Genomic DNA, 16,356 nt, shown 5'->3' with positions numbered 1-16,356 from the left:
CTACGCTGGCCACTTGTTCCTTGTCTGCGATCAATCCGATGCCATTGCGCCAGCGCCTTGAAAACCTGCCCGTCGGCCAGAAACTGCTGGCCGCCCTGCTGGTACTGATGGTCACCGTCCTGCTGGTCGCCAACCTGACCTTTATCAGTGCCGCCTACTACATCTCCCAGGAAAGCATGGCGCCCCAGGCTCTGCAGACCATCGGCCGCCTGATATCCAACCCGAGCCTGGCCTCCGAAGCCCTGGCGTCACCGCAAAGCGCCGAGCGCCTGCTCAATGAACTCAACAGCTATTCGCCGTTGCGCGCGGCGGCCCTGTATGACGGAAAGGGTGAGCGATTGGCGCAATTGCAGCATGGCGACAACCTGGAACTGCCGAAGCGTTTCCGGCATATCGAAGACTGGCAGGCCACCGAGTTTCGTACCAACCAGGTCATCCCCCTGCCCCGCACCGGTGCGGCACCAGGGCACCTGCTGTTGGTGGCCACGAGCGAACTGCCAGTGGCGTTCTACACCGGGACCCTGACGGCCAGCCTGGGGATTCTGATCTTCAGCGTGCTGCTGTGGCTGATCATTGCCCGACAGATCAAGCGCTTGATTACCCGGCCGATCCACCAACTCGAGGAGTTGTCCCGACAGGTAACCCGTGAAGAAAACTATGCACTGCGTGCTTCGCGCGGAAACCACGATGAAATCGGCAGCCTCGCCGAGGCGTTCAACACCATGCTATCGCGGATCGAGGCCAGGGAGCAGCAACTCAAGCGGGCCAGGGACGACTCCCAGGCAGCCTACGACCAGGCCCAGGGTCTGGCAGAGGAAACCCGCCACACCAACCGCAAACTGGAGCTCGAAGTCCAGGTGCGCAGCAAGATCGAGAAAAAGCTCACCGGTTTCCAGAACTACCTCAACAGCATCATCGACTCCATGCCGTCGGCGCTGATCGCACTCGACGAACAGCTCTACGTGACGCAATGGAACCAGGAGGCCAGTGCCCTGTCCGGCACGCGTCTCGATGAAGCCCTGAACCAGCCTATCTTCCTCGCCTTCGAACCGCTCAAGCCGTTCTTGCCGCAACTCAAGGAAACGGTCGAGCAGCATACGGTGGCCAAGATCGAACGTGTCACCTGGCTCAAGGACGATGAGCCCCGCCACTACGCCCTGACTTTCTACCCGCTGATGGGCGGTGCCGGGCGTGGCGTGGTAATCCGGATCGATGACATCACCCAGCGCCTGTCCCTGGAAGAGATGATGGTGCAGTCGGAGAAAATGCTTTCGGTGGGTGGTCTGGCCGCCGGCATGGCCCATGAGATCAACAACCCGCTGGGCGCGATCCTGCACAACGTGCAAAACATTCGCCGACGCCTGTCACCCGATTTGCCGAAGAACCTCGAAGTGGCTGAACAGGCCGGCATCGAACTGACGACGGTCAACCAGTACCTGCAAGTTCGCGAGGTGCCACAGTTGCTCGACGGCATCCAGCAGGCAGGTGCCCGGGCGGCGAAAATCGTCACCCACATGCTCAGCTTCAGTCGTCGCAGCACCCGCCAGATGGCCCCCTGCGACCTGCCCGCCCTGATCGACCAGGCGGTGGAGATCGCCGGTAACGATTTTGACCTGGCGATCGGCTTCGACTTCAAGGGCCAGGCCATCATTCGTCAGTTCGATCCCGCGCTGGGACCGGTCCCCGGCACCGCCAACGAACTGGAGCAAGTGCTGCTCAACCTGTTGAAAAACGCCGCGCAAGCCATCCACCAGCGCGAAGACGACAGCGAGCCTGGACGGATCATTCTGCGCACCAGGCTCAACCCGCCATGGGCGGAAATTCAGGTCGAGGACAACGGCATCGGCATGAGCGAAAGCGTGCGCAAACGGACCTTCGAACCATTCTTCACCACCAAGGAAATCGGCCAGGGCACCGGGCTTGGCCTGTCGGTGTCGTACTTCATCGTCACCAATAACCACAAAGGGCAGATGGAAGTGCAATCGACGCTTGGCCAAGGCACTTGCTTCACCTTGCGCCTGCCCCTGGCGAGCACGCCGCCTGTCTCGCAACAACTCAATCTGCTATCGAGGTAACCATGGGCTTTCGTTTGTCGAAGATTTACACCCGCACTGGCGACAAAGGCGAGACCGGGCTGGGCGATGGTCGTCGCGTGCCCAAGGATCACCCGCGGATCGAGGCCATTGGCGAAGTCGATACGCTGAACAGTCAGGTGGGCGTGTTGCTGGCCGGGTTGGCAGCGCAAACGGGTCAGTTTCCGGACCTGAACGAAGTGATCGAGGTATTGGCCCCCTGCCAGCACCGGTTATTTGATCTGGGTGGCGAACTGGCGATGCCGGTGTATCAGGCGTTGAATGCAGCGGAAATCGAACGACTGGAAGCGGCGATTGATCTGTGGAATGAAGAGCTGGGGCCGCTGGAAAACTTCATCTTGCCCGGCGGCTCGACGCTGATTGCCCAGGCCCATGTCTGCCGCAGCCTGGCGCGCAGCGCAGAACGGCGATGTCAGCAGCTCAACGCGATTGAACCGTTGGCCGGGGTTGGCCTGGCGTACATCAATCGGTTGTCGGATTTGTTGTTTGTGGTGGCGCGGCTGATTGCCAAGCGTCAGGGAGTGGCGGAGATACTTTGGCAGCCTGCGGCGAAGCCTGAGGTTTAATCGGCGCCTGTCAGGCCCTCATCGCGAGCGAGCTCGCTCCCACAGTGGACTTGTGGCGTTCACAAAACCTGTGGGAGCGAGCTTGCTCGCGATTGCGTCGGAAGCTACAGCACAGAATCAAGCCTCAGGCCAAAACGCCCGAATCCCCGCCACACCCTGCGCACCCGTCGCCCAGGCTTTCTCGACTTCAGCCGGACCGACCCCGCCGAGCAGGAACACCGGCTTGCTGAAGCCCTCGATCAGGCTCGATGCCTGCTCCCAACCCAACGGCTCGGCGCCAGGGTGAGTCAGGGTCGGTTGAACCGGCGACAGGGTCACGAAATCCACCCCCATCTGTTCGGCCAGCGCCAACTCTTCAGCGTTATGGCAAGACGCCGCCAGCCAGCGCGATGCCGGAAGCGGTCGGCCAGCCGCTGCGTATTTGCGCAGTTGCGCCGCGGTAATGTGCCAACCGGCGGACGGGAAGTCGCCCAGCCATTCGAATGGCCCCTTGATCATCAATTGCGCCTTGCCGGCACACAGCCCCACAGCATCCACTGCCAGGTCGCGGTATTTCGGGTCGTAGCCGTTCGGTGCACGCAACTGGATCAGCTTGACGCCGCCGGCAATGGCCTTCTGAATACCACGCAGCAACGCGGGGGGTTCCAGGTCTTCCGGGGTGATCAAGTACTGCTCGGGTAACCGTGCGGCCGCGACGATCGGCCGGTTGGCTTCAGGGAACTCATAATCCGACAGGTCGCGGGGTGTCACCCAGGCCAGCGGTTGTCCCTCGGCACCGTGGGGCTCGCCGCTAAACGCCGAGACTTCCCAGACATCCAGCAACACCTGCTTGTCCGGGTAATCGTGCCGGACCTTGATCAGCGGGCGCGCCGCACCGACCACGATGCCCAGTTCCTCATGGAGTTCGCGGGCCAGTGCGGTTTCGACCGACTCGTCGGCCTCGACCTTGCCCCCGGGAAACTCCCACAGGCCACCCTGGTGCTGGGTATCGGCACGGCGGGCGATAAGGATCTTGCCGTTGTTATCACGGATAACGGCGGCGGCTACATGAACTCGTTTCACCGCTCGATTTCCTCCAGTCCGGCCTTCTGCCAGGCCTTGAACGCTGGCCATTGGTAGAGGGTTTCAACATAGGCTTCATCAGCCGCGGACAGTTTCACCCGATAGGTGCGCAGGCGCACGGCGATGGGTGCAAAGAACGCGTCGGCCAACGTGATGCGGCCAAACAAGTACGGACCGCTCTCGGTCGCAGCGACACGACACTCGGCCCACAACGCTGACATGCGCTCGATGTCCGCCTGGACATCGGCCGGGACCGGCGACAGCGCTGCGTCATGGCTCAGGTCGAACGGCATGTTGCCGCGCATGGCGAAAAAGCCACTGTGCATCTGCGCGCACGCCGAACGCGCCTGGGCACGGGCGGCGGTGTCTTTGGGCCACAGGTTCGCGTCGGGAAACTGTTCTGCCAGGTATTCAGCAATTGCCAGGGAGTCGGCGATGGTTCCGTGTTCGGTTTTCAGCAGCGGGACCTTGCCGGTCGGAGAATGCTTGAGCAGACGCTCGCGGGTGTCCGGCTGGTTCAGTTTGATCAGTTCTTCGGTGTAGGAGGCGCCAGCCAGATCGAGGGCCAGAGCCCCGCGCAGGGACCAGGAGGAATGCAGTTTGTCGCCGATGATCAGGTGCAGGCTCATGTTCGGGGTGCCTTCTCGTCAGAGTAACAAGCCAGAATATCCAGCGTCTGGTCGTCAGCCTTCGCGAGCAAGCCCGCTCCCACAGTTGATCGGACAGTACTCACATTTTGTGTTCACTGAAGATCTCCTGTGGGAGCGGGCTTGCTCGCGAATGGGACGACTCGGTCTTTAACCGTGTATCAAGTACGGTACTCGGCGTTGATCTTCACGTACTCGTGGGACAGATCGGTAGTCCAGATGGTTTCACTGCAATCGCCACGACCCAACTCGATACGGATGGTGATTTCTTCCTGCTGCATCACCGCCGCGCCCTGGGCTTCGGTGTAGGTCGCCGCGCGCGCGCCACGGCTGGCGATGCATACGTCGCCGAGGAACACGTCGATCTTGCTCACGTCCAGGTTCGGTACACCGGCACGGCCGACGGCGGCCAGGATGCGGCCCCAGTTCGGGTCCGAAGCGAAGAGCGCGGTCTTGATCAGCGGCGAGTGAGCCACGGTGTAACCGACGTCCAGGCACTCCTGGTGATTGCCGCCGCCGTTGACTTCAACGGTGACGAATTTGGTCGCGCCTTCACCGTCGCGAACGATGGCCTGGGCTACGTCCATGCACACTTCGAACACCGCTTGCTTGAGCTTGGCAAACAGTTCGCCTTCGGCGCGGGTGATTTCCGGCAGCGCAGCCTGACCGGTGGCGATCAGCATGCAGCAGTCGTTGGTCGAGGTATCACCGTCGATGGTGATGCGGTTGAACGACTTGTTGGCGCCATCGAGCATCAGGTTTTGCAGCACATCGCGGGAGACTTTGGCGTCGGTGGCGATGTAGCCGAGCATGGTCGCCATGTTCGGGCGAATCATGCCGGCGCCTTTGCTGATGCCGGTAACGGTGATGGTCACGCCGTCGTGCTGGAACTGACGACTGGCGCCCTTTGGCAGGGTGTCAGTGGTCATGATGCCCGTGGCGGCAGCTTCCCAGTTGTGGATCGACAGGTCATCGAGGGCCGCTTGCAGCGCGCCTTCGATTTTCTCGACCGGCAGCGGCTCGCCGATCACACCGGTGGAATACGGCAGCACCTGGCTGGCATCGACACCGGTCAACTCGGCCAGTTTCGCACAAGTGCGCTCGGCGGCGGCCAGGCCAGGTTCGCCCGTGCCGGCGTTGGCATTGCCGGTGTTGGTCAACAGGTAACGCACAGGGCCTTGTACGCGTTGCTTGGCCAGGATCACCGGTGCGGCGCAAAAGGCGTTCAAGGTGAACACGCCGGCAACCGTGGAGCCCTCAACACAGCGCATGACCACAACATCCTTGCGCCCCGGGCGCTTGATGCCAGCCGAGGCGATACCGAGTTCAAAACCGGCAACCGGGTGCAACGTTGGCAAAGGACCAAGACCAACAGCCATGAATGCGCTCCTTTATAAATGATGTCAGCACCGTTTCAGCAGAACGGTGGTTCGAATGGTAAAACGCCGCGACGGCAGAAGCCGGTCGCGGCGCGGGTATTTCAGCGATTGAAACGGGTTTTACTGAATCTGCCCGTGGCAATGCTTGAACTTCTTGCCCGAACCGCAGTAGCACAACTCGTTGCGACCCAGCTTCTGCTCGTTGCGAACCGGCGCGGCAGCGAGGGCAACATCGACCTCTTCGCCCAACACTTCAGGCTGTTCAAGGCCTGGAGCCTCTTCATGCAGGAACTGCATGCGAGCGGCCAATGCCTCGGCTTCCTGACGCAGGCGCTGCTCCTCTTCGATCGGATCTTCGCGACGAACCTGAACGTGGGACAGCACACGGATCGAATCGCGCTTGATCGAATCCAGCAATTCGGAGAACAGGGTGAAGGACTCGCGCTTGTATTCCTGCTTCGGGTTCTTCTGGGCATAACCACGCAAGTGGATACCGTGACGCAGGTGATCCATGGTCGACAGGTGGTCTTTCCACAGGTCGTCCAGCACGCGCAGAACGATTTGCTTCTCGAAGGTGCGCAGCGCTTCGGCGCCCGCCTGGTCTTCTTTCTCGTTGTACGCCGCGATCAGTTCCTGCATCAGTTTCTCGCGCAGGGTTTCTTCGTACAGGTGGTCGTCTTCGTCGAGCCACTGCTGGATCGGCAGCGCCACACCGAAATCGCTCTGCAACGCGGCTTCCAGACCGGCCACGTCCCACTGCTCAGGCAGCGATTGTGGAGGAATGTGCGCGCTGACGGTGGCTTCGAGCACATCCTGACGGAAGTCAGCGATGGTCTCACCGATGTTGTCGGCGGCCAGCAACGTGTTACGCATGTGATAGATCACTTTACGCTGTTCGTTGTTGACGTCGTCGAACTCGAGCAGTTGCTTGCGAATGTCGAAGTTGCGGCCTTCAACCTTGCGCTGGGCCTTTTCGATAGCGTTGGTCACCATGCGGTGCTCGATCGCTTCGCCAGGCTGCATGCCCAGGGCCTTCATGAAGTTCTTCACCCGGTCAGAGGCGAAGATGCGCATCAGGCTGTCTTCCAGCGACAGGTAGAAACGGCTGGAACCGGCGTCGCCCTGACGACCGGCACGACCACGCAACTGGTTGTCGATACGGCGCGATTCATGGCGCTCGGAGGCAATCACCTGCAAACCGCCCGATTCGAGCACTTGCTGGTGACGTTTCTGCCAGTCGGCCTTGATCTGGGCAATCTGCTCAGGGGTCGGGTTTTCCAGGGAAGCCACTTCCACTTCCCAGTTACCACCCAACAGGATGTCGGTACCACGACCGGCCATGTTGGTGGCGATGGTCAGCGCGCCCGGGCGACCGGCCTGGGCAATGATCTCGGCTTCCTTTTCGTGGAACTTGGCGTTCAGGACCTTGTGTTCGATGCCTTCCTTCACGAGCAGGCTGGACATGTGCTCGGAGGTTTCGATAGTGGCGGTACCGACCAGGACCGGACGGCCCGCGGCCATGCTTTCCTTGATGTCGGCCACGATTGCCGCGTATTTCTCGTCGGCGGTCAGGAACACCAAGTCGTTGTAGTCCTTACGGGCCAGCGGCTTGTTCGGTGGAATCACCATGACCTGCAGGCCATAGATCTGGTGGAACTCGAACGCTTCGGTGTCGGCCGTACCGGTCATGCCGGACAGTTTGTTGTACAGACGGAAGTAGTTCTGGAAGGTGGTCGACGCCAGCGTCTGGCTTTCGGCCTGGATGTTCAGGTTTTCCTTGGCTTCGATGGCCTGGTGCAGGCCTTCGGACAAGCGGCGGCCCGGCATGGTACGGCCGGTGTGCTCGTCGACCAGTACGACCTGACCGTCCTGCACGATGTATTCGACGTTGCGATGGAACAGCTTGTGCGCGCGCAGGCCGGCGTAAACGTGAGTCAGCAGGCTCAGGTTGTGGGCCGAGTACAGGCTCTCGCCTTCAGCCAGCAGGCCGATGCGGGTCAGCGTTTCTTCGACGTACTGGTGACCGGCTTCGTTGAGTTCGACCTGACGGGTCTTCTCGTCGACGGTGAAGTGACCGGCCTGGGTCACTTCGCCTTCGACTTCTTCAACGTGCAGCTTGAGCTGCGGGATCAGCTTGTTGACCTCGATGTACAGCTTGGAGCTGTCTTCGGCCTGACCGGAGATGATCAGCGGCGTACGGGCTTCGTCGATGAGGATCGAGTCGACTTCGTCGATCACGGCAAAATTGAGTTCGCGCTGGAATTTTTCTTCCATGCTGAACGCCATGTTGTCGCGCAGGTAATCGAAACCGAATTCGTTGTTGGTGCCGTAGGTGATGTCGGCGGCGTAGGCAGCGCGCTTCTCTTCCGGCGGCTGGAACGGCGTGACAACTCCGACCGTCAGGCCGAGGAACTCATACAGCGGGCGCATCCAGTTGGCGTCGCGGCGGGCCAGGTAGTCGTTCACCGTCACAACGTGCACGCCGTTGCCGGACAGCGCGTTGAGGTAAACGCCCAGTGTTGCCACCAGGGTCTTGCCTTCACCGGTACGCATTTCCGCGATCATGCCTTCATGCAAGGTCATGCCGCCGATCAGCTGGACATCGAAGTGGCGCATGCCCATGACACGCTTGCCGGCTTCGCGGGCGACCGCAAAGGCTTCTGGCAGCAGTTTGTCGAGGGATTCCCCTTTGGCGATGCGGGCCTTGAACTCGCTTGTCTTGGCACGCAATTGATCGTCCGAAAGGGCCACCATTTGCTCTTCGAAGGCATTGACGAGTTGCACCGTCTTGAGCATGCGTTTGACTTCACGCTCGTTCTTGCTTCCAAAAAGTTTCTTTAACAAAGGCGCAAACATATCGGCAGGATCTTCCACACTAAAGGGATGGAGGGCGGCCCCGTGAGTCGCCCGTGCAGCCCTCATGGCCGCATGCGAACGAGCATTCTACCCGGAAACGATGGAGAGGAAAGTGGCGATATTCCACGATGCTGGCACAGCGCTTTGACGGGGCTCACTTAAAATAAGGGCGTTTTGCTCAACTTCAAGCCGTTCAAGGCAGAAGTTAGTTGTTGATTTAATGGGTAAAGCGCCCACAAAAGCAATGGGCGGGTGCACTCGGTGCTTTCTGCTACCATGGCGCCTCTGTTACTTCAGGTGTCTGATCATGGCATTTCGCCCACTTACGGCCAAAGTACCTGCCGTTCTACTACGCGAAGCCAAGCCGCTGAAGGCCATTCTCGGCCACGCTCAACGCCTGGGTCATCTGCAACGTTTGCTCGAAAGCCAATTGCAACCCGCCGCTCGCGAGCATTGCCACGTGGCTTCCTGGCGCGAAGGCAGTTTGTTGCTGATTGTCACCGACGGTCATTGGGCAACCCGCCTGCGTTACCAGCAAAAGCGTTTGCAGCGGCAATTGCAGATGTTCGATGAGTTCGCCAATCTGACCCGGATCCTGTTCAAAGTTCAACCGCCGACCGTTCAGCAAGGTGCGGCCGGGCATACCATGGACTTGTCCAACGACGCGGCAGCGACCATCCAGGCCACGGCCGATGGGATCAGCGACCCGAATTTGCGGGCAGCGCTGGAGCGACTGGCGGCGCACGCCAAAACCAGAACCTGATACAAATCCAATGTGGGAGCGAGCTTGCTCGCGATGGCGGTGTGTCAGACGGCATATCCGTTGAATAGCAGACCGCTCCCACATTGATTGTGTTCGCTCAAGCTAGCGGCGTTTTTTGCTGCCTAGCAACGACCCCATCAACCCGCGCACCAACTGTCGGCCAATCTGGTTCGCCGCCTGTTGCATCGCCGATTTCAGTGCCTTCCCTGCCGCGGTGCCGAGGAACTCTCCCGCCTGTTCGGTGAAGCTCGGTTCCTGTTTGCCCTGCTCCGCTTCGGGCTCAGGTGCCAGGCCCTTGCGTCCCATCAGCACCTCATAGGCCGAGTCGCGGTCAATCGGCTTGTCATAACGCCCCTGCAACGGCGAACCGGCAATCAACGCTGTGCGTTCCGCACCGGTCAAAGGCCCGATCCGCGATTGCGGCGGTGCCACCAGCACCCGCCGGACCATTTCCGGCGTGCCTTTTTCCTGCAGGGTGCCGACCAGCGCCTCCCCGATCCCGAGCTCGGTCAGCACCGACAACGCATCAAACGCTGGGTTCGGCCGGAAACCCTCGGCCACCGCGCGCAGGGACTTCTGTTCCTTGGCGGTGAACGCACGCAGACCGTGCTGGATGCGCAAGCCCAACTGCGCCAGCACATCATCCGGCAGGTCTCCCGGCGACTGGGTGACGAAATACACCCCTACGCCTTTCGAACGAATCAGCCTCACGACTTGCTCCAGACGATCACGCAATGCCTGGGGCGTACCGTTAAACAACAAGTGAGCCTCGTCGAAGAACAGCGCCAGCAACGGCTTGTCGGCATCGCCACGCTCCGGCAACTGTTCGAACAGCTCTGCCAGCAGCCACAGCAGGAACGTCGCGTAGACTTTCGGCGCTTCATGCACCAGACGACTGGCATCCAGCAAATGAATGCGACCGCGCCCGTCCGCCGAAGGCTGGAGGATGTCTTCGAGTTGCAGAGCCGGCTCGCCGAACAAGGCTTCGGCGCCCTGTTGCTCCAGGGTCGCCAGACGTCGCAGCAATGCCTGGCTGGAGCCGGTGGTCATCAATGCCGCATCGTCGCCCAGCAACTGGGGGTTGTCCCGCAGGTGATTGAGCAATGCCTTCAGGTCCTTGAGATCAAGCAACAACAGGCCTTCGCGGTCCGCCACCTTGAACGCGGCGTACAGCGCCGACTGCTGACTGTCAGTCAGCTCCAGCAGACTGCCCAGCAGCAGCGGCCCCATTTCACTCAAGGTTGTGCGTAAAGGATGACCGGACTGACCGTGTATGTCCCACAACGTCACCGGATAAGCCTGAGGCTTGTGGTTGAGCCAGGGCATCCCGGCAATCCGCTCGGCGATCTTGCCCTGGGGATTGCCGGCGGCGCCGAGGCCGCACAGGTCACCCTTGATGTCCGCGGCGAACACCGCCACGCCGGCATCGCTGAAAGCTTCGGCCATTCGTTGCAAAGTGACGGTCTTGCCGGTGCCGGTCGCGCCCGCGATCAATCCGTGGCGGTTCGCCAGGCGCATGGCCTGGGCAGTCGGCTGCCCTTCTGGATCGGCGCCGATAACGAGTTGCAATGAGTCAGGCATTTGGTCACCCATGATTAATCTTTGGTCCTACACGGCCGATAGAGATAACGACAAAGCAGTCAGACACGATCTGGTCGGAAATTTCCCTAAGGAGAGTCGGAAAATTCACTTGCTTTCAACCTTGCCCGTCGTGCGTCCCTTTATAAAAGCACGCGCTGGACATTAAGACCTTAGCGGAACCCCAAGCCATGAACAAAAATCTGCGTTTCAGCCATAAAATCCTGCTTGCTGCCGCCCTCATTGTGATTGCCGCCTTCGCCTCCTTTACGCTGTACAACGACTACTTGCAGCGCAACGCCATCCGCCAAGACCTGGAAAATTATCTGCAGGAAATGGGCACAGTGACCGCCAACAATATCCAGACCTGGTTGAACGGGCGCAGCCTGCTGATTGAAAACCTGTCACAAACTGTTGCGCTCAACCCCGATGCCGACAACGTTTCCAGCCTGCTTGTACAAAAAGCCGTGACCTCGACCTTCATGGGAGCCTACCTCGGCAGCAAGGATGGTTCTTTCATCATTCGCCCGGACAGCAAGATGCCCGATGGCTACGACCCGCGTGCACGTCCCTGGTACAAGAGCGCGCAAGGCAGCAGCGGTTCGGCATTGACCGAGCCTTATATTGATCTGGCCTCCGGCCAACTGGTGATTTCCATTGTCGACAGCGTTATCAAGGACGGCCAGAACATCGGCGTGGTCGGTGGCGACCTGAGTTTGCAGGTGATAGCCGACAGCCTTGGCAAGCTGGATTTCGACGGCATGGGTTATGCGTTCCTGGTCAGCTCCGACGGCAAGATCCTGGTACATCCCGACAAAGCGCTGGCGATGAAGACGCTCAAGGATGTCTACCCGCAAGACACGCCGGCCATCAGCAGCGCCATGAGCGAAATCCTGGTCGACGGCAAAACCCGCATCGTGACCTTCACCCCGATCAAAGGCTTGTCATCGGTCAACTGGTACATCGGTCTGTCGGTCGATAAGGAAAAAGCCTACTCGATGCTCAGCGAATTCCGCACCTCGGCTGTGGTTGCGACCATCATCGCCGTGGCCATCATCATCGCCCTGCTCGGCATGCTGATTCGCATCCTGACCCAGCCGTTGCACGTCATGACCCGCGCCATGGCCGACATCGCCGACGGCGAAGGCGACCTGACCAAGCGCCTGACCATCCAGAACAATGACGAATTCGGCACTCTGGGCACCGCGTTCAACCGTTTCGTCGAGCGCATTCACGGCTCGATCCGCGAAGTGTCTTCGGCCACCGGGCAAGTCAACGAAGTGGCATTGCGCGTAGTGGCCGCTTCCAATTCGTCGATGTTCAACTCCGACCAGCAAGCCTCGCGCACCAGCAGCGTCGCGGCCGCAATCAACCAGCTCGGCGCCGCCGCCCAGGAAATTGCCCGTAACGCCGCTCAGGCTTCGAGCCAGGCCAGCGATGCCCGCAGCCTGGCCGAAGACGGCCAGCAAGTGGTGGACCGCAGTATCGTGGCGATGAATCAATTGTCGAGCATGCTCAGTGCGTCGAGTTCCAACATCGAATCGCTGAACAGTAAAACGGTGAACATCGGGCAGATTCTCGAAGTGATCACCAGCATTTCCCAGCAAACCAACTTGCTGGCGCTCAACGCCGCCATTGAAGCCGCACGCGCCGGTGAAGCCGGTCGTGGATTTGCCGTGGTAGCGGACGAAGTGCGCAACCTGGCACATCGCACGCAGGAATCGGCGCAACAGGTGCAAACCATGATCGAGGAGCTGCAGGTCGGCGCCCGGGAATCGGTCAGCACCATGAGCGACAGTCAGCGCCACAGCCAGGACAGCGTGGAAATCGCCAACCTTGCGGGTGAGCGCCTGAACAGCGTGACGCTGCGTATCGGTGAAATCGACGGCATGAACCAGTCGGTGGCCACCGCGACCGAAGAACAGACCGCCGTAGTGGAGTCGATCAACGTCGACATCACCGAAATCAACACGCTGAACCAGGAAGGTGTGGAAAACCTGCAATCGACATTGCGCGCGTGCTCGGACCTAGAGCAGCAGGCGGCGCGGTTGAAGCAGTTGGTAGGTAGCTTCAGGATCTAAGGCAACCTCACCGGCCTCATCGCGAGCAAGCTCGCTCCCACAGTAGATCTATAGTGCGACAAAGATTCCTGTGGGAGCGAGCCTGCTCGCGATAGCGGCCTGCCAAACGATACATCCCCCCGCCGACATCCCTCCCGCAAACCCCAACCGAACATCTATCCTTCATATAGGTCAACCAAAGGAGTAACAGGACCGGAGGATCGTTCATCGTGCATATCGCGGACATCACCATGTTCTACGCCCCTGCCAGCGGAGGCGTGCGCACTTATCTGGATGCCAAGCACCGTCGCCTGGGCATCAAGCCAGGCATTCGCCACAGTTTGCTGATCCCCGGATCATCCTTTGGAGAGCAGGATGGCATCTTCACAGTTCCCGCCCCTGCCCTGCCCTTCGGCAAGGGCTATCGCTTTCCTCTGCGTCTGGCGCCCTGGCGCAATGTCCTGCAAGACTTGCAACCCGACCTGATCGAAGTCGGCGACCCCTACCTCACCGCTTGGGCGGCGCTGGATGCGCGGCGCCAACTCGATGTGCCGATCATCGGTTTTTATCACTCGGACCTGCCCCTGCTGGTCAGCAACCGCATGGGCAACTGGGTGACCAACAACGTCGAGGCCTATGTCAGCAAGCTCTACGGCAACTTCGACAGGGTCCTGGCGCCCAGCCGGGTCATGGCCGACAAACTCACCGGGCTTGGGGTCAGGAATGTCTTCGTGCAGCCGCTCGGCGTCGACCTGCAAACCTTCAATCCCGATGCCAGAGACCCCGGGCTGCGGGCCGAACTGGGTCTGGACGAAAACACCCACCTCTTGATCTTTGCCGGGCGCGGTTCCAAGGAAAAAAACCTGCCGGTGCTGCTCGACTGCATGAAACGCCTGGGCCGACGCTATCACCTGCTACTGGTTGGGTCGTCGATGCCCACGGCCGTGCCCTCCAACGTGACGGTGATCGACGAGTTCTGCCCGGCGGCGCAGGTGGCCCGCCTGATGGCCAGCGCCGACGCCTTGCTCCACGCTGGCGATCAGGAAACCTTCGGCCTGGTGATACTCGAAGCCATGGCCAGCGGTATTCCGGTGGTAGCCGTGGCGGCCGGGGCGTTCGAAGAAATCGTCACCGAGGACTGCGGCCTGCTCTGTGCGCCGAACAATCCCGCCGCGATGGCCACCGCTGTTCGAGAACTGTTCGGCTCGGGCAGCGTAGCGCTGGGCCAACAGGCGCGATTACATGTCGAACGACATTATGCCTGGGACACGGTGGTCACCAGTTTGCTGCGTCACTACCACGCCGTGCTCGGCAGCCAATGGCCGCTGACAGCCAATGGTTGAGCCCATGAACAGTCCCGCTTTACTGCTGGTACTGCACGACGTGGCGCCGCCCACCTGGGCCGATTACCAGCCGTTCGTCAAAGCCGTCGACGCTTTGGGTGGCGTACCGATCACCTGGCTGGTGGTGCCGGATTTGCACAAACACAACAACCTGGACGCCCATCCGCAGTTTTGCCGCCAGCTCAGTGCCAGGGTCGCCCGGGGCGACGAACTGGCACTGCATGGCTATTTCCATTACGACGACGGGCCGATGACCATCAATCCCAGCGACTGGTTCATGCGCCGGATCTACACCCACGAAGGCGAGTTTTACCGTTTGTCGCAGGAAGATGCCCTCACCCGCCTGCGTTCGGGCATCGAGATGTTCCACCGCCATGACTGGCCGCTGGAAGGGTTCGTCGCCCCGGCCTGGCTGATGAGCCAAGGCACTCGCCAGGCATTGCGCCAATTGCCGCTGAGTTACACCAGCGACTCGCAACATTTATACCGGCTACCGGATTTCACCGCGCTCCAGGCGCCGGGGCTGGTCTGGAGTGCGCGCAGTGCCTGGCGCCGGGGTGTGTCGAAGCTCGTCAGCGACCGGCGTGAACAGCGCTGGCAGCACGCTCCGGTGATTCGCCTGGGCCTGCACCCGGTGGACATGCGCCATGAGTTCTCGCGCCGATACTGGCTAAAAACTCTTGAGCGCCAGCTCGACAACGGACGGGTGCCAATGACCAAGGCCCACTGGCTGGCGATGCAAAACGGCCGACTGGGCCGTGCCGCATGAGTCGCGCACTGCTGTTGCTCGTCGGTCTGCTCGCGGCAGTGCTGATTCCATTACTGTTGGGCGGCAGCGAAATCTGGTCTCGGCTGACCGCCTTTCCGCTGCCGTGGGTGCTGATCATGTTCGGCATGATCCTGTTGTGCTGGGGGGTGAACACCCTGCGTTTGCGCCTATTGCTGGGGGATCAATGCAACAAAGTCAGCCGGCTCAGGAGCCTCGGCGTGGTGATGGCCGCCGAATTCGCCTACTGCGCCACGCCCGGCGGCAGTGGCGGGCCTCTGACGATCATGGCTTTGCTGGCGCGTCACGGCGTGCGTCCGGCCAGGGGCAGTGCGGTGTTTGCCATGGATCAACTGAGCGACTTGCTGTTTTTTCTCTGTGCCCTGAGCGGGATTCTGATTTACGCACTGTTCCAGCACCTCAGCCAGCGTATGGAATGGATGCTGATGGTCAGCGCCGTTTCGCTGTTCGGCGGCCTGATCAGTTGCGTCATGGTGGCGCGCTATCACCGATTATTGATTCGCCTGAGTGGTCGTTGGCTCGCCCGACTCAATGTCAAAGCGGCCACTCGAATGCGCTGGGCGCGCAAACTCCTGCAGTTTCTGGCGGCGTTTACCGACACGTTGAAGTTGCCCGTGCAGACCTTGATCAAGGTATTCGCCCTGACCTGTGTGCATTGGGGCCTGCGCTACAGCGTGCTGTACCTGGCGTTGCGTGGGCTCGGCGCGGATTTGCAGTGGGCCTGGAGTTTTCTGATCCAGATGCTGGCACTGAGCGCCGGGCAATTCAGCCTGCTGCCGGGCGGAGCCGGGGCGGCTGAGCTGACGTCCGCTGCGCTGCTGGCGCCCATGGTCGGGAAGTCCACGGCAGCCGCGGCGATCCTGATTTGGCGGGCGGTAACCTATTACTTCTACTTACTGGTCGGTGGGCCGGTGTTTCTGCTGATGCTGGGTCGGCCGCTGCTGAAGAAGTTGATGAAACTCAGGCAGGCTTAGGTTTGTCCTCGGGCTCTTGCTGCAACTGTTCCCACAACTGCGCGGCGTCGGGAAACTCCGTACCGGTTTCAGGCCCCATGTCATCCGGGTCGTAGCGGCTCAGGCAACCCTCGCCCAGCGTGGCGGGAGCCTTGGAGGTGGCTTTGTCCAGTGGATCGGCCATGGTCATGTCCTCGGTGCAAAAACGGCGAAGGGCCTGAAGCGATTGAACGCCCAGGCCCTTCGAATTTCAACTGTGACGTACGTCT

Annotated in this window: 13 protein-coding genes and 1 pseudogene; 8 read left to right on the top strand and 6 right to left on the bottom strand. The window is 60.8% G+C overall.

Annotated features, from left to right (window positions below; translation table 11 throughout):
- Nucleotides 1-38: 38 nt before the first annotated feature.
- Nucleotides 39-2,075: a sensor histidine kinase gene (locus tag ABIE16_RS01530; protein WP_057716570.1), complete on the top strand. Its 2,037-nt coding sequence runs from the start codon at nt 39-41 to the stop codon at nt 2,073-2,075.
- 2 nt (nt 2,076-2,077) lie between these two features.
- Nucleotides 2,078-2,659: a cob(I)yrinic acid a,c-diamide adenosyltransferase gene (locus ABIE16_RS01525; protein ID WP_057713510.1), complete on the top strand. Its 582-nt coding sequence runs from the start codon at nt 2,078-2,080 to the stop codon at nt 2,657-2,659.
- Nucleotides 2,660-2,776: 117 nt separating this feature from the next.
- Here the strand turns inward: ABIE16_RS01525 and ABIE16_RS01520 are convergent, their stop codons facing one another.
- From ABIE16_RS01520 to secA, 4 genes are all read right to left on the bottom strand, one after another.
- Entirely contained in the window at nt 2,777-3,721 is a 945-nt protein-coding gene (locus ABIE16_RS01520; protein ID WP_429520437.1) for a Nudix family hydrolase, read from the bottom strand.
- The gene (locus ABIE16_RS01515) at nt 3,718-4,350 is read right to left on the bottom strand and encodes a glutathione S-transferase family protein (protein WP_429520436.1); all 633 of its coding nucleotides are present in this window, start codon (nt 4,348-4,350) and stop codon (nt 3,718-3,720) included. Before ABIE16_RS01515 ends, ABIE16_RS01520 begins: the two co-directional genes overlap by 4 nt.
- A 179-nt stretch (nt 4,351-4,529) precedes the next feature.
- Complete coding sequence (argJ, locus tag ABIE16_RS01510; protein WP_056726069.1) at nt 4,530-5,747, bottom strand: bifunctional glutamate N-acetyltransferase/amino-acid acetyltransferase ArgJ; 1,218 nt, start codon at nt 5,745-5,747, stop codon at nt 4,530-4,532.
- A gap of 120 nt (nt 5,748-5,867) precedes the next feature.
- Nucleotides 5,868-8,603 carry a preprotein translocase subunit SecA gene (secA, locus tag ABIE16_RS01505; RefSeq protein WP_218494286.1) on the bottom strand — a complete coding sequence of 912 codons (2,736 nt, stop codon included), beginning with the start codon at nt 8,601-8,603 and terminating at the stop codon, nt 5,868-5,870.
- A gap of 307 nt (nt 8,604-8,910) precedes the next feature.
- On the opposite strand from secA, the gene ABIE16_RS01500 reads away from it, so the two are divergent.
- A complete protein-coding gene (locus ABIE16_RS01500; RefSeq protein WP_090457454.1) occupies nt 8,911-9,366 on the top strand; it encodes a DUF721 domain-containing protein in 456 nt (151 codons plus the stop codon).
- Between the two features lie 102 nt (nt 9,367-9,468).
- Here ABIE16_RS01500 and ABIE16_RS01495 read toward each other — a convergent pair whose 3' ends face one another.
- A complete protein-coding gene (locus ABIE16_RS01495) occupies nt 9,469-10,947 on the bottom strand; it encodes a helicase HerA-like domain-containing protein (protein ID WP_429520435.1) in 1,479 nt (492 codons plus the stop codon).
- A 188-nt stretch (nt 10,948-11,135) separates the two neighbouring features.
- On the opposite strand from ABIE16_RS01495, the pseudogene ABIE16_RS01490 reads away from it, so the two are divergent.
- The 5 genes and pseudogenes from ABIE16_RS01490 to ABIE16_RS01470 form a co-directional block, all read left to right on the top strand.
- Nucleotides 11,136-12,167 (top strand): annotated as a pseudogene (locus tag ABIE16_RS01490) (HAMP domain-containing protein); the annotation flags it as partial.
- Between the two features lie 93 nt (nt 12,168-12,260).
- Nucleotides 12,261-13,025, top strand: a complete 765-nt coding sequence (locus ABIE16_RS01485; RefSeq protein ID WP_412072454.1) for a methyl-accepting chemotaxis protein — start codon at nt 12,261-12,263, stop codon at nt 13,023-13,025.
- A gap of 209 nt (nt 13,026-13,234) precedes the next feature.
- Nucleotides 13,235-14,347: a glycosyltransferase family 4 protein gene (locus tag ABIE16_RS01480; protein ID WP_057713504.1), complete on the top strand. Its 1,113-nt coding sequence runs from the start codon at nt 13,235-13,237 to the stop codon at nt 14,345-14,347.
- The gene (locus tag ABIE16_RS01475; RefSeq protein WP_429520434.1) at nt 14,340-15,116 is read left to right on the top strand and encodes a DUF2334 domain-containing protein; all 777 of its coding nucleotides are present in this window, start codon (nt 14,340-14,342) and stop codon (nt 15,114-15,116) included. The genes ABIE16_RS01480 and ABIE16_RS01475 overlap by 8 nt, the downstream gene beginning before the upstream one ends.
- A complete protein-coding gene (locus ABIE16_RS01470) occupies nt 15,113-16,108 on the top strand; it encodes a lysylphosphatidylglycerol synthase transmembrane domain-containing protein (protein ID WP_429520433.1) in 996 nt (331 codons plus the stop codon). The genes ABIE16_RS01475 and ABIE16_RS01470 overlap by 4 nt, the downstream gene beginning before the upstream one ends.
- Here ABIE16_RS01470 and ABIE16_RS01465 read toward each other — a convergent pair.
- On the bottom strand, nt 16,095-16,271 hold the full coding sequence (locus tag ABIE16_RS01465) for a hypothetical protein (RefSeq protein WP_173677941.1): 177 nt from the start codon (nt 16,269-16,271) through the stop codon (nt 16,095-16,097). The genes ABIE16_RS01470 and ABIE16_RS01465 overlap by 14 nt on opposite strands.
- Nucleotides 16,272-16,356 lie beyond the last annotated feature (85 nt).

The organism is Pseudomonas sp. 2725 (assembly GCF_050434585.1).
Lineage (GTDB): Bacteria > Pseudomonadota > Gammaproteobacteria > Pseudomonadales > Pseudomonadaceae > Aquipseudomonas > Aquipseudomonas jessenii.
The sequence above is the reverse complement of the archived record's forward strand: the minus strand, read 5'-3'. Positions and strand labels throughout refer to the sequence as shown.